Source organism: Flavobacterium kochi (assembly GCF_048286715.1).
In the GTDB taxonomy this organism is placed as follows: Bacteria; Bacteroidota; Bacteroidia; order Flavobacteriales; family Flavobacteriaceae; genus Flavobacterium.
In genome coordinates, this window is the sequence record NZ_JBLVPW010000012.1 from 67,301 (window position 1) to 91,352 (window position 24,052).

The following is a 24,052-nucleotide window of genomic DNA, read 5'->3' on the forward strand; positions in this document are numbered from 1 at the left end:
CTTAAAAGGGCTATTATGATAGTTTCTTTTTGCTGCATTTTTTCGTCAGCACATGCACAATATCCAGTAATTCCAAATGAACTTCAAGCCAAAACAGACACGATTTTAGCTAAGGAAGAAAAACGTTTACACGAGATTTGGACAAGTAACAGCGCTGTTTTCAAGGAAGAAGCAAAGCAGGGACGTCCTTATTTGCCTTGGGCTTCTTATCCTAAAGATTTTGTGCCTGCAGAAATTCCCGCTTTTCCAGGCGCCGAAGGTGGAGGTGCTTTTACCCAGGGAGGAAGAGGCGGAAAAATATTCGTAGTGACCAGCTTGGAAGATAGCGGTAAAGGCACTTTTAGAGAAGCTTGCGAAGCAGTGGGTGCGAGAACAGTCGTATTCAATGTTTCGGGAATCATCCGTTTAAAAAACCGCATCAGTATGCGAGCGCCTTATGTTACAATTGCAGGACAAACTGCTCCTGGCGACGGTATTTGTATCGCAGGAGAAACTTTAGAAGTAGACACACACGATGTTATTATACGACACATGCGTTTTCGAAGAGGTGCCACTGATGTGACTCGAAGAGACGATGCCCTTGGAGGGAATCCAATCGGAAATATTATTATAGACCATTGCTCGGTAAGTTGGGGTCTGGACGAAAATATTTCGATGTACAGACACCAGTTTAAAGCCAATGAAAAGTCAACATTGGAAAAATTACCAACCTGTAATATCACCATTCAAAATACAATATCTTCTGAAGGCTTAGATACCTACAATCATTCTTTTGGAAGCACTATCGGAGGATTAAATAGTACCTTTATTAGAAATTTATGGGCGGATAATATTTCCAGAAATGCTTCTATCGGTATGTATGGTGACTTTAATTTTGTAAATAATGTGGTGTTCAACTGGTGGAATCGTTCTTTAGATGGAGGCGATTACCGTTCGTTGTTCAATATTATCAATAATTATTTTAAACCGGGACCTATAACTCCTTCCGATCAACCCATTCGGTATCGAATCCTAAAACCGGAATCCGGTTATATGAAACCAAAAACGTTTGGCAGAGCCTATGTTTCTGGTAATTTTATGACAGGAGCTCCAGAAGTCACTGCCGATAATTGGAATGGCGGTATTCAACTGGAAGATCTTTCATTGGAGGAGTCTAAAGGCTATTTGGAATTAATCAAACAGCCAAAACCATTCGTAATGCCACATCTTACCATAATGAAGGCAGAAGAAGCTTATGAATTTGTCTTGAAGAATGTGGGAGCAACATTGCCAAAAAGAGATGCTGTTGATGAACGGATTATCAAACAAGTTCGTACCGGAAAAATTGAGGTTAAAGAGGGTTTAGAAAATTCAATAGGCAAACAATTTATCAAAAGAAGATTAGCTGGTGATTCTTATAAAAAAGGGATTATAACCAATCCGGATCAAGTTGGGGGTTATCCTGATTATAAAGGAAAAGCCTATAAGGATTCAGATAATGATGGAATTTCTGATAAATGGGAAATTCAGTACAGTTTAAATCCAAAAGACCCGTCAGATGCAAATAAAGATTCGAATGGTGATGGGTATACCAACATCGAAAAATATTTTAATGGCATCGATCCAACACAAAAAACGGATTGGAAAAAAGTAGAAAATAATACCGATACGCTTGCAAAACTGTCTAAGGGACTATTGCAATAATTTTCAATTAAAATAAAGTTAACCCGTTTAATCCAACTTTAAAGTGAATTTTAGCCTACTAAAAAATACAATACTTCAAAAACATGATAAACTAGTTTTATCATGTTTCTTTTTGTTTTTTATCATTAACAATAGTATTGCACAAAATACATTTCCAGATATCACAAGAACCCCAAAAGGAGGTATTTCTTATACTGCTGATACTTTAGGAAATCAGATCCCTGATTTTTCCTATGCAGGATATAGGGCTTCGGAAAAAGCTATTCCAAATCTGGAGAATAAAATTTTTGTTCCAAAACAGGAAGGAGACGCTACTCAGAAAATACAGGCAGCTATAGATTATGTCAGTAATTTAAAACCAAATAAAACGGGCTTTAGAGGTGCTGTACTTTTAGATAAAGGAACCTTTCAAATCAGCGGAACTTTATACATAAAAAAATCAGGTGTGGTCTTACGCGGAAGCGGAAACACAGAAAACGGTACCGTACTTTTAGGAACAGGACTGGAAAGAGAAGCCTTAATCAGGCTCTTGGGTGCTGATGATAAAAAATTCGGCGATACGTTTGAATTCAATACTTCCTATACCCCTCTTGGAGCACAAAAAATTCAATTAAAAAATGCTTCTAAATTAAAAGTTTCAGACGAAATCAGTATCAGTAAACCTTTAACCGATAATTGGATCAAGGAATTGAAAATGGGTGATTTTGGTGGAGAAACTTCTTGGATTGGCTGGAAAAAAGGAGATTGGGATATGACCTGGAATAGAGTCGTAACCAAAATCAATGGCAATGAAGTTACCTTGAATGCCCCTTTGACAATGGCTTTGGATGATGCGTACGGTGCTGCAAAAGCGATGACGTATTCTTGGCCAGGACGAATCGAGGAGATTGGAATCGAAAATATTTTGATGAAATCTACCTATAACGCGGCTAATCTAAAAGATGAACAACACCGATGGTTGGGAATTAGCATCGAAAACACGAGAAATGCTTGGGTAAAACAAGTGAATTTCAAGCATTTTTCGGGTGGAGCAGTTTCATTACTAAAAACGGCTCAACAAATTACGATCGAAGATTGTATTGCAACAGAGCCGATTTCGGAAATTGCAGCTTTTAGAAGATTTACTTTTTATACCGAAGGACAACAAACTTTATTTCAACGTTGTTATTCTGAGTACGGTTATCATGATTTTGCAGTAGGTGGTTTTGGAACCACAGGTCCAAATGTTTTTGTACAATGCGAATCTCATTTGCCTTATGAAAACAGTGGAGCCATTGGAAGTTGGGCAACGGGAGTATTGTTTGATATTGCCACCATCGAAGGAAAAGCGCTAAGTTATAATAATAGAGAGCAAAGCGGAAGAGGAGCAGGATGGACAGCTGCAAACAGTGTAATGTGGGAATCCTCCGCTTCTAAAATAGAATGTTACAGTCCGCCAACAGCACAAAATTGGGCTTTTGGTGTTTGGGGACAATTTGGAGGAAATGGACATTGGAAAGATGTGAATGGTCATATTAGCCCAAGAAGTTTGTTTTATGCACAGTTGGAAAGTCGTTTAGGAGAACTTCCTGCTAAACCTTATATTTTTGATTTAGGTTCAGAACCTTCTTCGAGTCCAACGATTGAAGTAGCGGCGGAATTAACCAAAAATTCAGCTATTATGACAATGAGTTTGCCAGAATGGATAGCGGAAGTTTCTAAATTAAATCCGATTGCGATAGGTAATTCAGGTGTTAAAAATGCCAATGATTTAAAAATCAGTGCGAACAATAGTGTTACTGCAACTACTTCAAAAGTAAAAACCGAAAACGGCTGGCTTACTTTTGAAGGTAAACTGATTGCAGGAAAACAAACGAATGTGGCTTGGTGGCGTGGTAGTCTTATAGACGATGATGTTAAAAAATCATCTCCGCACCTTACCCGATTTGTTCCCGGAAGAACAGGAACAGGACTAACAGACAACGTTAATGAAGTGGTTGATTATTTGAGTGCCAATAATATAATCGCATTGGAACATAATTACGGGTTATGGTACGACCGTCGCATGGATGATCATGAACGTGTTCGTCGTATAGATGCCGATGTTTGGCCCCCGTTTTATGAACAGCCTTTTGCCAGAAGTGGTCAAGATTTGGCTTGGGATCATTTGAGTAAATATGATTTGACAAAATACAACGATTGGTATTGGAATCGTTTGGCCCGTTTTGCAGAATTAGCGGAATCAAATGGTCAATTGTTGATTAATCAACAGTATTTTCAGCACAATATTATTGAGGCTGGAGCACATTGGGCGAGTTCACCCTGGCGTTCTGCCAATAATATAAATAGTAGTGGTTTTCCAGAACCACCGCCTTATGCCGGTGACAAGCGTATTTTTATGGCGGAACAATTTTATGATAGTACCAATCCGACAAGAAGAAAATTGCACCAGCAGTTTATCCGAAAATCATTAGAAAATTTCCAAGAGAACAGCAATGTAATTCAATTGACAAGTGCAGAATACACGGGGCCACTTCACTTTATGCAATTTTGGCTGGATGAAGTTCAAAAATGGAAAACTGAAACTGGTAAAAATGGAATTATTGGACTGAGTGCTACCAAAGATGTTCAAGATGCTATTTTAAGCGATGCCAATAGAGCAAAAACGGTGGATGCAATTGATATTCGGTACTGGTATTACAAAGAAGACGGAACTGCTTATGCTCCCGAAGGAGGAAAAAATCTGGCACCACGTCAACATGCCCGAAAATTAAAAGTAGGAAAAGAAACGGATGATCAGGTGTACCGGGCGGTTCGTGAGTACCGTGAAAAATATCCGGACAAAGTTGTTTTGTATTCTACCGACGGTTCGTCACGATTTGGCTGGGCTGCTTTAATGGCCGGAGCATCGCTTCCTGCCATTCCTAAAATTCAGCTTTCCGCATTCTATACCGCTATTCCCAGTATGAAATTTGTGGCAGGAAGTACGTTTTCAGATACGGTGTGGAAATTGGAGAACAAAGGACAGCGTTATTTGATTTATGCAAAAAATGCCCAGGATGTTTCCATTGATCTTACTGATTATAAGGGAGAATTTGAAGTCTATGCTATTAATGCAGTTACAGGAAGCATAACAAAGAAAGAATCCATTCGAGGCGGAAAAACAACTACTCTTTCAGCAGCTAAAGAAAAAGTACTCTTCGTCTTAAAAAAATAATATCTAAATAAATCCAGAATGAAACTAAAACCCAATAATCTGTATGCTGTCTGTATCTCCTTAGTACTGTTGTTTACAACCACTAATGGAAATTCGCAAACTGTAAAAAAATCAAGAGAATCCTCAAAGTCTTTACCAAATCTAATCGTTTCAAAACAAAATCCACATTATTTTGCTACAGCAGCGGGGAAACCATTCTTTTGGTTGGGTGATACCGGCTGGTTAACATTCGGAAAATTAGACAGAGCGGGTATAAATAAATATTTTCAGGATAGAAAAGAAAAAGGATTTAATGTAGTTCAGGTTATGGTTTTACATACACTGACTGTAACGAATGCGTATGGAGATACCGCTTTAATTAATGAAGATGTAGCTCAGCCTTTGATCACGCCGGGCAACAATTTTAATAATCCTGCTGAATATGATTATTGGGATCATGTAGATTATACTTTGGATGTGGCTCAAAAAAATGGAATCTATGTAGCGATGGTGCCCGTTTGGGGAACCAATGTGGCAAAGGGAAATAAAGTAAGTAAAGAACAGGCTCGAAAATATGCCCAGTTTTTAGCCAATCGATATAAAAACAGAACAAATATTATTTGGATGAACGGTGGGGACACCCATGGTAATGAATTTAAAGATATCTGGAATGCCATCGGAAGTACATTAAAAACCAATAATCCCAATCAATTAGTGACTTTTCATCCTTTCGGAAGAACTGATTCCTCTGAAGATTATCATAATACTGCTTGGCTGGATTTCAATATGTTTCAATCCGGTCATCGTCGATACGATCAGGATACATTGGTGGGTTCTTTCAAAGAAGATAATTACAAATTCGTTCAAAGAGATTTTAATTTAAAACCAACCAAACCAACGCTTGACGGAGAACCATCTTACGAAGGAATTCCACACGGATTACACGATACTTTGCAACCGAAATGGACCGCTAATGATGTAAGACGTTACGGATATTGGTCCGTTTTTGCAGGAGGTACAGGGTATACTTACGGACACAGTGCCGTAATGCAAATGTTCAGAAAAGGAGATAAACCAGCGTATGGAAATAAAGAATTATGGACAGCTGCTATCAATGCACCAGGAGCCGGACAAATGGTTTACATTAAAAAACTACTGTTGGAGTTTCCCTATTTCGAAAGAGTTCCAGACCAGTCTTTAGTTTCGAATCAAGGAGAAAAACACGATTATCTGGTAGCCACAAGGGGAAAAAATTATGCCTTGATTTATACCTATAGCGGTCGAAAAATCGCCGTTAATATGGGAAAAATTGCTGGTAAAAATGTGATTGCCTCCTGGTACAATCCACGAAATGGACAAAAAACAAAAATTGGAACAGTAGCGAATAAAGGAATCCAGGAATTTCAGCCTTCAGGGAATAAAGAAGACGGTAATGACTGGGTATTAATTTTAATTTCAAAAGAATAAAAAAATCTGCTAAAATCTGTCCCATCGGCGTGCCTAAAAAAAGTAACACTATGAATGTCAAGTATATATTAATGGTTCTCTGTTTCATTACAGGATTTAATACCGCTTTCGCCAGTAACGATGGCTGGTTAAACATCCTAAATGAAGGTGGAAATAACAAAGGTATCAAATGCACCGAAGCCATTCAGAAAGCAATTGAAAAAGCTTCTGTAAACGGTGGCGGGACTATTTACTTCCCTGCTGGGGACTATCTGACAGGTGTCTTAAAGCTAAAAAGTAACATTACGATTTATTTAGACTCGGGAGCACTTTTGAAATTTTCAGATAATTTTGATGATTACCTGCCGTACGTTGAGATGCGTTATGAAGGAATCGTGATGCAAACTTTTTCGCCATTGTTCTATGCCAAAGATGCCGAGAATATTACCATCAAGGGCAGAGGTGTAATCGACGGACAAGGAAAAGCGTGGTGGAATGAAGTCTATCGAATAGAATCCGCTAAAGAACCATTACCACTGACCAAGTATCAAAAAATCTGGGACGAACAAAACAAAGGTTTGGTGTATTCGCCTTATTATCAAAGAACGATCGATAAAAAATTTTTCAGACCCTCTTTTTTTCAAACCTACAACTGTAAAAATATTTTAATCGAAGGCGTTACTTTTCAAAACTCTCCTTTTTGGACGATAAACCCTGAATTTTGTGACAATGTTACCGTTACAGGAATAACAATATTTAATCCGCATTCGCCTAATACAGACGGAATCAATCCTTCTTCCTGTAAAAATGTTCATATTTCAAACTGTCACATTAGTGTTGGCGACGATTGTATTACCATCAAATCGGGTAGGGATGAAGACGGTCGTAAGTATGGAAGGCCTTGCGAGAACGTAACCATTACCAATTGTACGATGTTAAGCGGTCATGGTGGCGTGGTAATTGGAAGCGAGATGTCGGGCGGAATCAAAAAAGTCACAATTTCAAACTGTGTTTTTGATGGAACCGATAGAGGAATCCGAATCAAATCGGCTCGTGGCAGAGGTGGCGTTGTAGAAGACATTCGAGTGGATAATATTGTAATGAAAGATATTAAGGAAGAAGCCTTTGTCCTGGATTTATTTTACGATAAATCAGATGTGGCAGAACCGGTTACTAATCGAACACCTGTTTTTAGAAACATTCATATGAGCAATATTACAGGTTCCAATGTGAATAGAGCGGGAATTATTCGGGGAATTGCAGAAATGCCAATTCAAAACATCACTTTTTCAAACATAAACATTGACGCCAAAGAAGGTTTCTCGGTTCAGACAACAAAAGACGTTGAATTTCATAATGTAAAAGTAAATACAACTATTGGATCGTCTTTCAAAATTGAAGATGCGCAAAACTTTATTTTAGACAATGTGGCAACTGGAACACCGATTGCCGGTATGCCGGTAATCAAACTGACAAATGTGTCGAATATGATGATTAACAATAATTTTCCATTTAATGCCACCGATATTTTTATCGAAGCAGAGGGAAAAGCAACAAAAGATATTTTTCTTAAAAACAACGTATTCAATCATGTTTCCACTATTGTAAAAAAAGGAAAAGATTTGCGTAAAAATGCCATTGTAGAATAGTATAAACTCACAATCCTGCACCGTTTTGAAGACCGCAGGAAAAGAAGAATTGTCGAATAAAATAACAACGCTCCAGTTTCGGTTCCCTCTCCTTTGGAGCGGGTCGGGGGAGGGGAAACTCATAACAATGAAGAAATTTTTGATTAGTATATGTATTGCATTTTTTGCACTGAGCTATTCCCAGAAAAAGAAAGAAATTTATCTCTTTACTTCTTTCAGAGAACCAGCTACAGCAGGTTTGTATTTGGCGTACAGTGAAGATGGCTACCATTGGAAAGGGCTGGAAGGTTCGTTTTTAAAACCGGAAGTTGGCGCAGGTGAAACCAAAATTATGCGTGATCCGTCTATTGTAAAAGGAAAAGACGGGACCTATCATATGGTTTGGACAACCGATTGGCGCGGCGGAAATGGTTTTGGATATGCCAGTTCCAAAGATTTGATTCATTGGTCTAAACAAGAATATATCCCTGTTATGAAAAATGAGCCGGATGTGGTGAATGTCTGGGCCCCTGAAATTTTTTATGATGATATCAAAAAAGAGTACATCATTATTTGGGCATCTACAATCCCGTTTCGATTTGCAAAAGGAGCAGAAGAAGAGCAAAATAATCACCGAATGTATTATGTAACGACCAAAGATTTTAAAACATTCTCAGCTGCCAAATTATTTTATGAACCCGGTTTTAGCGTTATCGATTGTGTGATTGTCAAACGAGCCAAAAAGGATTATGTTTTGGTTTTAAAAGACAATACCAGACCGATGCGCAATATAAAAGTGGCTTTTGGGAAGTCGCCATTGGGACCGTTTGGAAAAAGTTCTGAACCCTTTACGGCTTATTTATCAGAAGGACCAGCGGTGCTTAAAAAAGACGATAAGTGGTTGATCTATTATGATAATTATGGAGAAAAGAATTATAAAGCTTCAAGTACTTCGAACTTCGTGCATTTTGAAGATGTTTCTTCAAAAATAAAACTTCCGGAAGGTCATAAGCACGGAACGATTACCACCATTTCTGCGAAGATTTTAAAAAGATTAATTGAAAAAAAATAATCAAGAATAATGATTGCATTCCAAAATATAAAACACACTATTGTAACAGCAACAACTATTTTGCTGACTTGCGGAACTATTGATGCTGCAGTTGCACAACAGGACACTGTACGATATGTGGGCAAAACACTTTCTAATGTTGATTACCACCACGGGCAATTGAGTCCTGCGGTTGGCGTTCACGCTACCCAAATTATGCGAGCCAGCAGGGAACATCCTGAAAAAGCAGATGGTTTTGGCTGGACGTATAACCATCAGTCGATGATGGCTTATTGGAATAATACGTTTTATTTACATTATTTAAGTGACCCAACAGGAGAACATATTCCGCCGGGTCAAACAGTATTAATGACGTCCAAAGATGGGGTAACCTGGACAAAACCTCAAGTGCTTTTCCCTATTTATCGCGTTCCAGACGGGTTTAAAAAAGAAGGAGTAGCAGGAGTTGCCAAAAATCTGGATGCAGTGATGCACCAGCGTATGGGCTTTTATGTTTCATCAGATAAAAAGTTACTGTCTGTAGGTTATTACGGAGTCGCCATGGATGAAAAAGACGACCCCAATGACGGAAAAGGAATCGGTCGTGTGGTAAGAGAAATTTACAAAGACGGAAGGTTCGGCCCTATTTGTTTTATCAGATATAATAAAAACGGGAATCAATTGCCAACAACATTTCCATTTTATAAAAAAAGCAAAGACAAAGGATTTATAAAAGCTTGCGATGAGTTACTTTCCAAGCCTTTAAAGATGCAGGAATGGGTAGAAGAAGCCGACAGGGACGATCCTTTAATTCCATTAAAAAAACAATTTAAAGCCTTCAATTATTACCATTTACCAAACGGGAATGTGGTGGGTTTATGGAAATTTGCATTGACTTCCATCAGTAAAGATGAAGGAAAAACTTGGGAATACAGTCCGGTGAGAGCGCCTGGTTTTGTTAACAGCAATGCCAAAATTTGGGGACAGAAAACAGCTGATAATCGTTATGCAACGGTATATAATCCTTCGGAATATCGTTGGCCATTGGCTATTTCAACCAGTGATGACGGGTTAAACTATAAAGATTTATTGTTGGTTCACGGCGAAATAAGTCCAATGCGTTACGGTGGGAATTATAAATCAGCCGGACCGCAATATGTGAGAGGAATTCCCGAAACGGACGGGACTCCGCCAGACGGAAAGCTATGGGTAAGTTATAGCATGAACAAAGAAGATATTTGGGTGGCTTCGATTCCCGTTCCGGTGACAAGTGAAGTGAACGAAAATGTTAGTGATATTTTTAATGATTTGCCAAACGGTGAGGAATTAAAGATGTGGAATACCTACGATTTGTCTTGGGCTTCCGCCAAAATAGAGAAGAATACCGATGGCAAAAAATGGTTGACATTAAGAGATCAGGATGCTTTTGATTATTCTCGTGCAGAACGCGTGATTCCTTTTGCAGAAAAAATGGAAGCTACTTTTACGGTAAAGCCGGAGCAAAACAATCACGGGTTGCTTCAGGTTGAATTTCAAAACAAACAAGGTCTTCCGGCAATTCGATTGGTTTTTGATTCCGATGGAATTCTAAAAACAAAAGCAGGTGCGCGTTCCAACACCATAACAAAATATGAAGCTGGGAAGTCTTATACCGTGACGGTTAAATTAAATGTAAAAACGCGTTCGTATACCCTCAAAGTAAATGATGATAAAGAATCGACCAAGATATTTTATGCGCCAGTGGATGGAATTGCCAGAATTATGTTCCGCACCGGCGAACAGCGTTATAGTCCCAATCCTGATACCCCTCCAGATACGCCGGATTTTGTCGATTTGCCAGATACAGGTAAATTAATTCCGGAGGCAGTATTTAATATTAAATCATTGATTACAAAAAAAATATAAAGTGAAGTGTTGCAAAACCATATTATTTTTCATTTGCCTATTAGTTACTTTTAGTTCTAATGCACAAATTGCTGCTGACCATTTAACAGCTGAAATGGCAGTAAATCCTTTGGCTGTAATTCAAAAGCAACCAAGACTAAGTTGGCAATTGGTTTCTAAGGAATCAAATGTGTCGCAAACGACATATCAGGTACTAGTGGCTTCTTCCGAAAAAAAATTGAAAAACAATGAAGCCGATCTTTGGGATAGCGGGAAAGTAGTTTCGGATAAAAACCTTCTAATACCCTACAACGGAAATCCGTTAAAAAGTGAAACAAAATATTTTTGGAAAGTAAAAGTCTGGAATCAGGATAGTGAATCTTCAAATTGGAGTCACGTTTCTTTTTTCAGAACTGCAGCTGTGGCGACCGATTTAAATCCAACCTGGATTGGAGCTATTACAAAAGCGAACAGCCATTTGCCTGAAGGCAGAAATTACCATACGGCAACTTTCAAAAAAGAGAAAAAAGAAGCGCTGATTAATGCCTCTGATTCTCTGGCACGCAGCAGTATTTTGCTTCGCAAATCATTCGCGGTCAGCAAAGGAATTAAAGAAGCGGTAATTTATATTTCGGGTCTCGGACATTATGAGTTGACTATCAATGGTAAAAAAGTGGGTACTAGCGAGTTTGCACCTTTATGGACAGATTACGACAAAACAGTTAATTATAATACCTATGAATTAAAGGCCTGTGATTTGCAAAGAGGGGAAAATGTAATCGGCGTCCTTTTAGGAAACGGAATGTACAATATGGTTGCCGAAAGGTATGCCAAGTTCTTTGTGAGTTTTGGTCCGCCTACTTTATTTTTAAAAATGAAAGTGATTTATAAAGACGGCTCTTCAGCAATTATAAAATCGGATGAAAGCTGGAAATACAGCAAAAGCCCGATTACGTTCAATAGTATTTTCGGAGGAGAAGATTACAATGCCAATTTAGAACAAAAAGGTTGGGATAGTAAAGGATTTAATGATGCCAAATGGAAAAAAGTAGTGATTCAAGAAGCCCCGAAAGGAACTTTGAGCGCACAGACCGCGCCGCCAATTATGGTTCAAAAGCAATATGGTGTTGCAACAGTAAAGCCAATTCAATCCAACACTTATGTTTTCAATATGGGGCAAAATCTTTCTGGTTTTCCAACCCTGAAAGTCAAAGGAAAGAAAGGGCAAACGGTTCGTCTTTGGGTTGGCGAAGGCTTGAATGATGATGGAACTGTTGGTCAGGGAAGATCGGGGAAGCCGTATTATTTTCAATATACTTTAAAAGGAGATGGAGTAGAAGTGTGGCAACCTAAATTCAGTTATTACGGTTATCAGTACATCCAAATTGAAAATGTAAATTACAAGCAAGTTACCCAGGCTAATCTTCCGACAATTTTGGACCTAAAATCTAATTTCATATACAATTCGGCTGGCGAAGCAGGATCTTTTGAATGTTCGAATGATATCTTCAACAAAGCCCACGAATTGATTAATAATTCAATCAAAAGTAATTTTCAAAGCGTATTGACCGATTGTCCGCACCGTGAAAAATTAGGTTGGTTAGAAGAAGCCCATTTAAACGGGCCAGGTTTACTGTTCAATTATAATATGCAGACCTATTTTCCAGCCATCATGCAAAATATTGCCGATGCCCAGCGTGAAAACGGTCTGATTCCTACCATTGCACCCGAATATGTAGTTTTTGGGGGTGATTTTACGGATTCTCCAGAATGGGGCGTAACAGGAATTATCTTGCCTTGGATGTATTATGAACAGTATGGCGATGCTTCCTTATTGGAGAAATACTATCCGGTAATGAAAAAATACGTCGATTATTTGACTTCGATGTCCAAAAATCATATTGTTTCCCATGGTTTGGGCGATTGGTACGATTATGGCGATCATCCAGCGGGATATTCTAAAAATAGTCCCATTGCGCTTTCGGCAACCTCTCATTATTATTATGGGGCGCATTTGTTGGCAAAAACGGCAAAATTATTGCATATAGAAGAAGATATTGCAAAGTATGAAACATTGGCGGATAACATTAAAAAAGCGTTTAATAACAAATTTTTCAACGTTGAAACCAAACAATACGGAACGAGTAGCCAATTCAGCAACGCTGTGCCAGTTTTTATGGATATAGTGGAACCGCAGTATAAATCGGCAGTGATGCATAATTTATTGGAAGATATAAAATCAAAAGGCAATCGATTGACTACTGGAGATGTTGGGAACCGTTATTTATTTCAAGCCCTGGCTCGAAATGGAGAAAACGAAATGATGTACAAAATGAACAATCATTATGATGCGCCGGGTTATGGTTTTCAGATAAAATTTGGATTGACAACCTTAACCGAGCAATGGGATCCACGTAAAGGAAATTCCTGGAATCATTTTATGATGGGACAGATTGAAGAATGGTTTTACCAAAGTTTAGCTGGAATTGTTCCAGATGACGAAAATCCCGGATTCAAACATTTCTTTATCCAACCGGAAATTGTTGGCGATATGACTTTTGTAAAAGCACACTATAAATCTGTTTATGGTGAAATTACTTCAGAATGGGAGAAAAAAGAAGGCAAATTATTCTTGAAAATTCAGATTCCGGCAAATACAACGGCAACTGTAAAATTGCCAGTTGAAAAAAGTACTGAAATAACGGTGAATAGTAAATCCTTGGGAAAATTGAAATTGGATTTAGGGTATGATGCTAATCAAAAGAAATCCACTTTGGAATTAGGTTCGGGAATCTATACCATAGTATGCAAATTATAAAGAATTAAGAAGATAGAAATATGACGAAGATTAAAAAAATACAGCTTGCTTTACTGGTTTCAATTTTTGCATTGACACTTACAAATGCGCAGACTCCAACTTCTGATGAAAATTTCAGAAAGCCAGTTTCAGAAACAATTAAAAAGATTGAATCTATTTTTCATATAACCGTTACTGACGATAGAGGTTTATTGAAAGGGAAGGAATTAGATTATGCCGATTGGAGAATAGAACAAGGTAATTTGGAAGTTTCTTTGGCCAATGTTTTAGTACCTTTTGAGTTGACCTACTTTAAGCAGCCTGATGGAAGCTATCTTGTCCGAAAATTTGAATATCATAAGGTTTCTATTGATAAAGCAGCAGAAAGATTGTCTTTTTTGACCAATTTATATCCAAAGCTAGCGGATTGGGAAGCGCGAAAAAAAGAGTTGAAATCCTGTATGCGCACTTCATTTGGTTTAGACAAAGCACCTCCTATGCCAAAATCAAAGCCAATTTTAACGCCAAAAAGAATCTATAAAGGCTATAGCGTTGAAAATATTGGGTTGGAAATCCTTCCGGGTGTTTACGTAACGGGTTCGATATACAAGCCCTATCCTTTCAATAGAAAAGCGGCTATTATTGTAACGCCTGATGGACATTTTGGAGACGGAAGATATAGAAACGACGAACAGTATCGTTGCGCTATACTGGCCAAAATGGGCGCAATAGTAGTGAGTTATGATTTGTTTGCCTGGGGAGAATCCTTGCTTCAATTTCCGGAAGAAACACACAGAAATAGTATTGCATCAACAGTGCAGGTGTTAAGCGGTATACGCCTATTAGATTATTTGGCAACGATTAAAAACGCCGATATGTCGCGTGTCGGAGTTACCGGAGGTTCTGGTGGTGGCTCGCACACGATGTTTTTGGCAGCTTTAGACGACAGGATTACTGTTTCTGCTCCCGTTGTGATGGTTTCTTCGCATTTTTCCGGAGGTTGTCCTTGCGAAAGCGGTCGTGGCATTCATTTGTGTGCTAACGGAACCAATAATGCCGAAATTTCAGCAATGATGGCGCCAAAACCGCAATTGATTGTTTCGGATGGAAAAGACTGGACCCTTGCTGTTCCGGAATTGGAATTCCCTTTTGTCCAACGTACTTATGGCTTTTACGGTAAAAAAGACCTAGTGGAAAATGCGCATTTTCCCAATGAAGGACACGACTTTGGGGTTTCAAAACGGATGGCTTTGTATCCGTTTATGGCCAAATATTTAGGTTTGGATTTAAATAAAGTGAAGAATGCCAAAGGCGAAATCGACGAGTCCACTTGCGTAATGGAACCGAAAGAAAAGTTATTTGTTTTTGGCGATAAAGGTGAAAAATTACCGGCCAATGCCTTAAAGGATATCAACAAGTTATATGAAATGTTCGGAGAAAAAAATCATAAAGTATATGAAGTTAAAAAATAAAATCAGCCTTGTTTTTCTTGGGATTGTGTTGCTTGTTTTGCAAGATGTAACGGCTCAGGCCACAGGTGAACTAAAACTCTGGTATGATAAACCGGCTGCCATTTGGAACGAAGCCTTGCCTTTGGGCAATGGTCGTCTGGGTGCTATGGTTTTCGGAGATCCTTCGGTAGAACGTTTGCAATTAAATGAAGAAACGATTTGGGCTGGTTCGCCAAACAGCAATGCGCATCCCAACGGATTGAAATCTCTGCCTGTAGTCAGACAGTTGATTTTTGATGGTAAATATGATGAAGCGCAGGCTTTGACTGACAAAGAAATGATGTCGAAAACCAATAACGGAATGCCGTATCAAACTTTTGGCAGTGTGTATATTTCGTTTCCGGGACATCAAAAATATACCAATTATTACAGAGATTTGAATATTGAAAATGCTACGGCAAAAGTAAAATATACTGTAAATGGAGTAACATTTACCAGGGAGATTCTTTCGTCATTTTCAGATCAGGTTATAGTGGTGAAATTGTCAGCGAGTCAACCCGGAAATATTACGTGTAATGTATTCCTGAATAGTCCGTTTGATAAAACAGTACCCGCTACCGAAGGCGACCAAATTGCATTATCAGGAGTTTCAGGCTCTTTGGAAGGACAAAAAGGGAAAGTGAAGTTTCAGGGAAGAGTTCAAGCCAAAAATTCGGGTGGAGAAGTTACCGTTAGTAACGGAATCATTAGCATCAACAAAGCCGATGAGGTGACGCTTTATATTTCAATTGCCACTAATTTTAAAAACTACAAAGAGCTTACCGAAGATGAAGTGGCCAAAAGCAAAGCCTATTTGACGCAAGCCATTACAAAAGACTTTGCCTCCATAAAAAAAGCACATATAGCCTATTATCAAAAGTTCTTCAACAGGGTTGCTTTAGACCTGGGAACAAATGAAATAGCGAAACAAACGACAGCTGAAAGGATACGAAATTTCTCCAAACAATTTGATCCGCAATTGGCTGCCTTGTATTTTCAATTCGGACGATATCTTTTGATTTCCAGTTCCCAACCGGGAGGGCAACCTGCCAATTTACAAGGAATTTGGAATGACATGCTTTCGCCTCCTTGGGAAAGTAAATATACAATGAATATCAACGCCGAGATGAATTATTGGCCGGCTGAGGTAACTAACCTTTCCGAAATGCATGAGCCTTTTATTCAAATGGCAAAAGAATTAAGCGTCACCGGACAAGAAACTGCTAAGATGATGTATGGAGCAAATGGTTGGGTGCTGCATCATAATACAGATATTTGGCGCATAACAGGCCCGGTAGATTTTGCTACTTCTGGAATGTGGCCTACTGGTGGTGCTTGGGTCTGCCAGGATTTATGGGAACGCTATTTATATACAGGAGATAAAAATTATCTCAAAGAAATTTATCCTGTTATGAAAGGAGCAGCAGCTTTCTTTCTCGATTTCATGATTCCGGATCCAAAAACAGGATTCCTGGTGGTGGTGCCATCCAATTCTCCCGAGCACGAACACGCTGGTGGTTCTGGAAAAGCAACGCTTGCTGCAGGGACAACAATGGACAATCAATTGGTTTTTGATTTGTTTACCAATGTGATTGAAGCTTCAAAAGTAGTTTCGGATGATGCTGGTTTTAGTCAAAAATTGAGACAGGCATTGGCTAAAATGGGACCAATGCGAATTGGGAAATACGGTCAGTTACAGGAATGGATGGAAGATTGGGACAACCCGGAAGACAAGCACAGACATATTTCTCATTTATATGGTTTGTTTCCAAGCAATCAAATTTCACCTTTCAAAACTCCGGAATTGACAGCGGCTGCCAAAACTACTTTGCAACAGAGAGGGGACGAGTCTACTGGCTGGTCTATGGGTTGGAAAGTAAATTTTTGGGCAAGATTATTAGACGGAAATCACGCCTATAAATTATTACAGGATCAGCTGCATTTGGTGACTCCGGAGCAACGAAAAGGTGGGGGTACCTATCCCAATATGCTCGATGCGCACCAGCCGTTTCAAATAGATGGCAACTTTGGCTGTACGGCAGGAATTGCCGAAATGTTGATGCAAAGCCAGGAAGGAGCCATTCAGTTATTACCAGCTTTACCTAGCGTATGGAAAGAGGGTGCTGTAAAAGGACTGGTTTCAAGAGGCGGTTTTGTGATCGATATGTCTTGGAAAAATAATAAAGTTTCGACTGTGAAAATTTATGCAAAACTAGGAGGGAATTGTAGGCTGCGATTAGAGAATACTTTAAGAGCAGACAAAGGTCTTTCACTTAAAAAAGCAAAAGGAAAAAATTCCAATCCGTTGTTTTTGGATGTTACAATCAAGGATCCGATCATTTCGGAAAAAGTAAATCTTAAAAAAGTACCGTTGCCAACGTATAACGAATATGATGTGGAGATGAAAGCAGGACAAACCTATACTTTTTACGCCAATTAAAATAAAACTTAACGTAGTAGTATGTTACACCATTTCAAATATAAAATAATTGCTTTCGTTATGCTGTTTGCTGCTGTGAGCAGTGGTTGCAAATCAGGGACGGGACATTCCAAAAAAGGAACGGCGGTCATTTTGAAGGAAGCTGATTTTAAGCATTATGTTGATTATTTCAACACGATGGAGGACGAGAATATAAAAGAAGCGATACCAAATGACAGTGCCTGGGTTTGGATGAAATCCAATATTCCCCTGTTTGAATGTCCTCAACAAAATTTTGAGGAGATGTATTATTTCCGTTGGTGGAGCGCCAGGAAACACATCAAAAAAACGCCGCAGGGATATGCTATTACAGAGTTTTTGGTAGACCGCTCTTATGCCGATAAATACAACATGATTAGTTGTGCTTTGGGGCATCATATCAATGAATTTAGGTGGTTGCACCATCCGGAATATGTCGAGCAGGACGTCCATTTATGGTTTAGAGGTCAGGATGGCAAGCCCATGAAAAAATTGAGAACCTTTAGCAGCTGGACAGCTGACGCCTTGTACAATCGTTATTTGGTAACTAAAGATGCTACCTTCCTGTTGGATATGTTTCCTGATTTGGTTAATGAATATGCCGCCTGGGAAGGAGACAGAAAACGCAAAGACGGATTGTTCTGGCAGTTTGATGTAAAAGACGGCATGGAGGAATCATTAAGTGGGGCAAGAAAATTTAGAAATGCGCGTCCTACCATTAATAGCTATATGTATGGCAATGCCAAAGCATTGGCCAATATAGCCAAGCTAAAAGGAGATACTAAACAAGAAAAGTATTTTAGCGCCAAAGCAGATACGCTTCAAAAATTGATAGAAACTAAATTATGGAATCCTAAAGATACCTTCTTTGAAACTTTTACAGAGAAAGATACGTTGGCACAAGTGAGAGAGGCTATTGGCTTTATTCCTTGGTATTTTAATCTTCCGCAGCAGGATAAAGGTTTTGAAAAAGCCTGGGAACAAGTAAAAGATGAAAAAGGTTTTTCAGCTCCTTTCGGATTAACAACAGCAGAACGAAGAAGTCCACGCTTTAGAACTCATGGCTCAGGAACCTGTGAATGGGATGGCGCTATTTGGCCTTTTGCCACGTCGCAAACCTTAACTGCTATGGCCAATGTATTGAATAATTACAGCCAAAGCACGATTGATAAAAACGATTATTTCAAACAGATGAATTTGTATGTACAATCGCAATACTATCGTGGGAGACCTTATCTCGGTGAATATTTAGACGAAACTACGGGGTATTGGCTGATGGGTGATAAAGAGCGAAGCAGGTATTATAATCATTCTACTTTTAATGATTTAATGATTACCGGACTAGTGGGATTACGTCCCAGAGCAGATGATAAAATAGAGGTGAATCCATTAATTCCGCAAGAAAAATGGGATTGGTTTTGCTTAGATAATGTATTGTATCATGGGAATATTGTTACGATTCTTTGGGATAAAACCGGTGAAAAGTACCATAAAGGGAAAGGGTTTATGATTTTCAAAAACGGGAAAAAAATTGCTGCTTCAGAAAAACTGAAGAAATTAATAGCAGAATAAAACAGCATTCATGACAAAGCTTTTTATAAATAGTATCTTTTTTATACTGATGATTTTTTCGGTCGATGCTGTAGCTCAGAACGGAATAATTGTTAGTGAACTGCAATGCGAAATGCTGACCAATCCGGAAGGGATCGATGTTACGCAGCCACGCTTGAGTTGGCAATTAAAAACCAATGCAAATCAGACAGCCCAGACGGCGTATCAAATTATAGTCGCTTCTACTTTAGAAAATCTAAATGCTGACCATGCTGATTTGTGGGATAGCGGTAAAGTAGCAAGCAATGAATCGGTGCATATTAGCTACAATGGAAAACGATTAGAAAGCAGGCAGGATGCTTTTTGGAAAGTGATAGTCTGGACCAGTAAAGGAGCAATTAAATCAACAGATTTCGCCCATTTCAGTATGGGTATTTTAACCTATTCGGATTGGAAATCGACCCGTTGGATTGGATATGACAGAACCTCTTCAACGGATAGCGTTAGCCAGTTTTCCAAATTGTCTGCCCGATATTTAAGAAAAGAAATTGATTTAAAAAGACAAATCAAATCGGCCAAAGTCTACATTATGGGCTTGGGGCTGTATGAATTGTATATCAATGGAGCAAAAATAGGCAATCAGGTATTGGCACCCGTTCCAACGGATTATACCAAAAACGTAAAATACAATGTTTTTGATGTGACTGCCCAATTAAAACAGGGTAAAAATGCCCTGGGAACCATTTTAGGGAACGGACGTTTTTTTGCTATGCGCCAAGATTATAAAGCCTATAAAATAAAAACATTTGGTTTTCCAAAAATGGCCCTGCAATTGTTTGTTGAATACAATGATGGAAGCCAAGAAGTAATTAGAACAGACGACACCTGGAAGCTAACTACGAACGGTCCTATTTTGGCCAATAATGAATACGATGGCGAAGAATACGATGCCCGTAAAGAAATGCAAGGTTGGAGTGCCATCAATTTTGATGACAAAACGTGGGAAAATGCCAGATTCGTACAAGAACCAGGCGGTTTTTATGAAGCGCAGATGACCCCTAATATGAAAGTGATGGGCGAAGTAAAACCGATTTCCATCACCAAAGCCAAAAACGGAAACTATATTTTGGATATGGGTCAGAATATGGTAGGCTGGCTTCAGCTAAAAGTAAAAGGGAATCGGGGGGATAAAATAACGATGAAATTTGCCGAGTCGTTGCAAGCGGACGGTACCTTATACATCGAAAATTTGCGGGATGCCAAAACAACCGATGTCTATACTTTAAAGGGCGAAGGCGAAGAAATTTGGGAACCCAGATTTATATTTCACGGTTTCCGATTTGTAGAAATTTCGGGTTACACAACCAAACCAACATTGGATAATTTCACGGGTAAAGTAGTTTATGACGGCATAAAAACGACCGGTACTTTTGAATCTTCGGATGTTACGATGAATCAAATCTTCAAAAATGCATACTGGGGAATCAGAGGAAACTACAAAGGAATGCCTATTGACTGTCCGCAGCGAAACGAGCGTCAGCCTTGGTTGGGAGACCGAACAACCGGTGCTTACGGCGAAAGCTTTTTGTTTGATAACCAAACTTTATATGCCAAATGGTTAGACGATATTAAAAATGCACAAACTGCCGATGGCGGTATTCCAGATGTGGCACCCGCATTTTGGCGTTATTATGGTGACAACGTGACTTGGCCAGGAACTTACATCACAGTGGCTGATATGCTATACCAACAATTTGCTGATAAAAAAGTGATAGAGAAACATTATGCATCCATGAAAAAATGGATGGTGTATATGGCAGCCAATTATCTGGTGAATGATTTAATGACAAAGGATAAGTATGGAGATTGGTGTGTACCGCCTGAATCATTGGAACTGATTCACGCCAAAGATCCTTCTCGAAACACGGATGGCGAATTACTGGCGAGTGCTTACTATTATCGCCTGTTGCAAATCATGAAAAAGTTTGCGGCAATTAATGATGCTGGCACAGACGATATCAAGTATTACGATGCGCTTTCTGAACGGATAAAATCAGCATTCAACGCTAAATTTTTTAATCTGAAAAGCAACAGTTACGCAAACAATACGGTAACGGCAAATGTACTTCCGCTGGCGTTTGGTATGGTTCCTCAAAATAAGGAATCCAAAGTGTTCGAAAATATGGTACATGAAATTGAGGTAACCTATAAGGGACATATCAGTACGGGAGTCATTGGAACTCAGTTTTTAATGCGAACGTTATCGGGCTATGGAAGACCAGATTTGGCCTATAAGTTAGCGTCGAATACTACCTACCCGAGTTGGGGTTATATGGTAAAAAACGGGGCGACTACCATTTGGGAATTATGGAATGGAAACACCGCAGATCCTAAAATGAATTCTCAAAACCATGTGATGTTGTTAGGTGATCTGTTGATTTGGTACTATGAAAATATGGCCGGAATTAAAAGTAATCCTGCAACTCCGGGTTTCAAACAAATTATTATGAAACCTGATTTTGAGGCGGGACTGAATTATGTAAATGCATCCTATGAATCGATTTATGGATTGATTAAAAGCAATTGGAAGACCAGCAAAACCAATTTAGTTTGGAAAATTACCATTCCAGCCAATGCATCGGCGTTGGTTTATTTGCCAACAATGAATGCTTCGGATGTGAAAATAAATAATGAAAAAGTATCAAAATCGTATCAAATCGAAAAAAACAAACTGGTTCTTGAATTACCGTCGGGATCTTATGAAATAATTGCAAATAATATAAAACAATGATAATGAAAACCTCAAAGACAATCATTCTCCTTTTAACCGTAATGTTTTTAGGAAGCTGTAAATCTGCTTTGGAAAAAAAGACCTGGAAAGAAGGAATTTTAGTAGATGAATTTATATACGACAAAGCACCCTATCCTTCTTGCCATGCCGCTACAATTGTAGAAGCTGCCAATGGTGATTTAGTGGCATCCTGGTTTGGAGGAACTCAAGAAAGAAATCCTGATGTTTGTATTTGGGTAAGTATAAAAAGCAAGAATAGCGATAAATGGAGTGAGGCGATAAATGTTGCCGACGGAGTGATGAAGGAAGGGCCAAGATTGCCAACGTGGAATCCTGTTTTGTACCAAATTCCGGGTGGAGATTTAATGCTTTTTTATAAAATTGGACCAAAACCATCTGAATGGTGGGGAATGATACTAACTTCTTCTGATAATGGAAAAACGTGGTCTAAACCCAAAAACATGCCTAAAGACTTTTTAGGTCCGATAAAAAACAAACCGGTTTTATTAAGCGATGGTACCCTGCTGTGTCCTTCCAGTATTGAAGGAGACGGATGGCGTCTTCGCATGGAAACCAGTCCGGATTTCGGAAAAACATGGCACATGGGCGATACGTTGTCCAGAGGTAAAGATAAAATAAATGCAATTCAGCCAAGCATACTTTTTCATAAAAATGGAAAAATACAGGCCATTGCCAGAACAAGAAATAGAGCTTTGGCTTCTACCTTTTCAAGTGATAACGGAAAAACCTGGACCGATTTGGAGTTATTGGACTTGCCCAATAACAATTCCGGAACCGACGCAGTCACTTTAAAAAACGGAACCCATTTACTGGTTTACAATCATGTGTTGCCACCTGGTGATTTAGCAAAAGGACCCAGAACACCATTGAATGTTTCGATGTCTAAGGATGGGATTCATTGGAATGCTGCCCTAATTTTAGAAGATTCAAAAATCAGCCAATATTCGTATCCATCCATGATACAAAGTTCGGACGGAATGGTACATATTGTATACACCTGGCGTAGGGAACGCATTAAATATGTGAAAATTGATCCTAGAAAATTAGTGTCTCTTCCTATAAAAAATGGAATCTGGCCTGGAGATAAAAATAAAGTGGTGACTGCCGTTAAAGCGGAAGAAGAGTAAATAGCAATAACGGAAGATATAATTATAATATGGACAAGCGTAATTTCAGAAAGAATTTTATAAAAATGACAGCGATAGTTATCATGGCTGTTTTTGCAGGAATGTTTAATAGTTGTGTTTCTGCTCAATCATCATATGCAAAAGAACGGTATAAAATTGCGGTATGTGATTGGATGATCCTAAAGAGACAAAAGCTAGGTGCTTTTGCATTAGCAAAAGAAATAAATGCTGACGGTATTGAATTGGACATGGGTGGTTTAGGTGCCAGACCAACATTTGACAGTAAATTAGGAGATCCGGCTGAAAGACAAAAATTCCTGGATAAGTCTAAAGAATTGGGTGTAGGAATCAGTTCTATTGCCATGTCCGGATTCTATGCGCAATCTTTTGCCAAAAGGGAAACAGTGACGCTGATGGTTGAGGATTGTATTGCGACTATGAAAAATATGAACGTAAAGGTGGCTTACTTACCGCTTGGAACGCAGTGTGATTTAGTGAAAAATCCGGAATTGCGGCCGGCTGTTATAAAAAGATTGCAATGGGCCGGTCAACAGGTAGGTAAAATAGGAGGTGTCATTGCTATTGAAACATCACTTAATGCAACCGAAGAGAAAAAATTGCTGCAAGAAATAGGTTCCAAATACATAAAAAGCTCATTCAATTTTGCCAATGCCGTAGATAATGGAAGAGACATCGATACCGAATTAAAGATTTTGGGTAAAAAATACCTGGCTCAAATTCATGCTTCCAATACAGATAAGGTTTGGCTGGAAAATGACAAAGCCATAGACATGCCAAAAATCAAGAAAACACTGGATTCCATGAACTGGAAAGGTTGGTTGATTGTAGAACGTTCCAGAGATGTAGCACAGGTACACAATGTAAAGGCTAATTACGGTGCAAACGTGGCCTATCTAAAACGTATTTTTCAGAATAAATAAAATCTAAAT

The 24,052-nt window shown here is 38.8% G+C and carries 13 protein-coding genes; all 13 read left to right on the plus strand.

Going from position 1 to position 24,052, the window contains the following annotated elements:
* Positions 1 to 15: 15 nt before the first annotated feature.
* The 13 genes from ACNQGH_RS12155 (at position 16) to ACNQGH_RS12215 (ending at position 24,043) form a co-directional block, all read left to right on the plus strand.
* Positions 16 to 1,683 carry a polysaccharide lyase gene (locus ACNQGH_RS12155; RefSeq protein ID WP_417956280.1) on the plus strand — a complete coding sequence of 556 codons (1,668 nt, stop codon included), beginning with the start codon at positions 16 to 18 and terminating at the stop codon, positions 1,681 to 1,683.
* 112 nt (positions 1,684 to 1,795) lie between these two features.
* Positions 1,796 to 4,879, plus strand: coding sequence for a DUF6298 domain-containing protein (locus ACNQGH_RS12160; protein ID WP_417956281.1), 3,084 nt, complete (start codon positions 1,796 to 1,798; stop codon positions 4,877 to 4,879).
* 18 nt (positions 4,880 to 4,897) lie between these two features.
* The gene (locus tag ACNQGH_RS12165; RefSeq protein ID WP_417956282.1) at positions 4,898 to 6,325 is read left to right on the plus strand and encodes a glycoside hydrolase family 140 protein; all 1,428 of its coding nucleotides are present in this window, start codon (positions 4,898 to 4,900) and stop codon (positions 6,323 to 6,325) included.
* Positions 6,326 to 6,375: 50 nt separating this feature from the next.
* Positions 6,376 to 7,953, plus strand: coding sequence for a glycoside hydrolase family 28 protein (locus tag ACNQGH_RS12170; RefSeq protein ID WP_417956283.1), 1,578 nt, complete (start codon positions 6,376 to 6,378; stop codon positions 7,951 to 7,953).
* A 127-nt stretch (positions 7,954 to 8,080) separates the two neighbouring features.
* Entirely contained in the window at positions 8,081 to 9,004 is a 924-nt protein-coding gene (locus ACNQGH_RS12175; RefSeq protein WP_417956284.1) for a glycoside hydrolase family 43 protein, read from the plus strand.
* A gap of 9 nt (positions 9,005 to 9,013) precedes the next feature.
* On the plus strand, positions 9,014 to 10,888 hold the full coding sequence (locus ACNQGH_RS12180) for a six-hairpin glycosidase (RefSeq protein WP_417956285.1): 1,875 nt from the start codon (positions 9,014 to 9,016) through the stop codon (positions 10,886 to 10,888).
* A gap of 1 nt (position 10,889) precedes the next feature.
* Complete coding sequence (locus tag ACNQGH_RS12185; RefSeq protein ID WP_417956286.1) at positions 10,890 to 13,685, plus strand: glycoside hydrolase family 78 protein; 2,796 nt, start codon at positions 10,890 to 10,892, stop codon at positions 13,683 to 13,685.
* A gap of 20 nt (positions 13,686 to 13,705) precedes the next feature.
* Positions 13,706 to 15,136 carry an alpha/beta hydrolase gene (locus tag ACNQGH_RS12190; RefSeq protein ID WP_417956287.1) on the plus strand — a complete coding sequence of 477 codons (1,431 nt, stop codon included), beginning with the start codon at positions 13,706 to 13,708 and terminating at the stop codon, positions 15,134 to 15,136.
* Positions 15,120 to 17,594 carry a glycoside hydrolase family 95 protein gene (locus ACNQGH_RS12195; RefSeq protein WP_417956288.1) on the plus strand — a complete coding sequence of 825 codons (2,475 nt, stop codon included), beginning with the start codon at positions 15,120 to 15,122 and terminating at the stop codon, positions 17,592 to 17,594. The genes ACNQGH_RS12190 and ACNQGH_RS12195 overlap by 17 nt, the downstream gene beginning before the upstream one ends.
* Positions 17,595 to 17,615: 21 nt before the next feature.
* A complete protein-coding gene (locus tag ACNQGH_RS12200) occupies positions 17,616 to 19,184 on the plus strand; it encodes an MGH1-like glycoside hydrolase domain-containing protein (RefSeq protein ID WP_417956289.1) in 1,569 nt (522 codons plus the stop codon).
* A 10-nt stretch (positions 19,185 to 19,194) separates the two neighbouring features.
* Entirely contained in the window at positions 19,195 to 21,954 is a 2,760-nt protein-coding gene (locus tag ACNQGH_RS12205) for an alpha-L-rhamnosidase (protein WP_417956290.1), read from the plus strand.
* 2 nt (positions 21,955 to 21,956) lie between these two features.
* Positions 21,957 to 23,102 (plus strand): sialidase family protein, encoded by a 1,146-nt coding sequence (locus tag ACNQGH_RS12210; protein ID WP_417956291.1) that lies wholly within the window; start codon positions 21,957 to 21,959, stop codon positions 23,100 to 23,102.
* 65 nt (positions 23,103 to 23,167) lie between these two features.
* Positions 23,168 to 24,043 carry a sugar phosphate isomerase/epimerase family protein gene (locus ACNQGH_RS12215; protein WP_417956292.1) on the plus strand — a complete coding sequence of 292 codons (876 nt, stop codon included), beginning with the start codon at positions 23,168 to 23,170 and terminating at the stop codon, positions 24,041 to 24,043.
* Positions 24,044 to 24,052 lie beyond the last annotated feature (9 nt).

Coding starts and splice junctions, on each gene's coding strand:
- ACNQGH_RS12205 (WP_417956290.1), top strand. CDS start 19,195: ATGACAAAGCTTTTTATAAATAGTATCTTTTTTATACTGATGATTTTT.
- ACNQGH_RS12195 (WP_417956288.1), top strand. CDS start 15,120: ATGAAGTTAAAAAATAAAATCAGCCTTGTTTTTCTTGGGATTGTGTTG.
- ACNQGH_RS12175 (WP_417956284.1), top strand. CDS start 8,081: ATGAAGAAATTTTTGATTAGTATATGTATTGCATTTTTTGCACTGAGC.
- ACNQGH_RS12215 (WP_417956292.1), top strand. CDS start 23,168: ATGACAGCGATAGTTATCATGGCTGTTTTTGCAGGAATGTTTAATAGT.
- ACNQGH_RS12165 (WP_417956282.1), top strand. CDS start 4,898: ATGAAACTAAAACCCAATAATCTGTATGCTGTCTGTATCTCCTTAGTA.
- ACNQGH_RS12200 (WP_417956289.1), top strand. CDS start 17,616: ATGTTACACCATTTCAAATATAAAATAATTGCTTTCGTTATGCTGTTT.
- ACNQGH_RS12155 (WP_417956280.1), top strand. CDS start 16: ATGATAGTTTCTTTTTGCTGCATTTTTTCGTCAGCACATGCACAATAT.
- ACNQGH_RS12170 (WP_417956283.1), top strand. CDS start 6,376: ATGAATGTCAAGTATATATTAATGGTTCTCTGTTTCATTACAGGATTT.
- ACNQGH_RS12210 (WP_417956291.1), top strand. CDS start 21,957: ATGAAAACCTCAAAGACAATCATTCTCCTTTTAACCGTAATGTTTTTA.
- ACNQGH_RS12180 (WP_417956285.1), top strand. CDS start 9,014: ATGATTGCATTCCAAAATATAAAACACACTATTGTAACAGCAACAACT.
- ACNQGH_RS12190 (WP_417956287.1), top strand. CDS start 13,706: ATGACGAAGATTAAAAAAATACAGCTTGCTTTACTGGTTTCAATTTTT.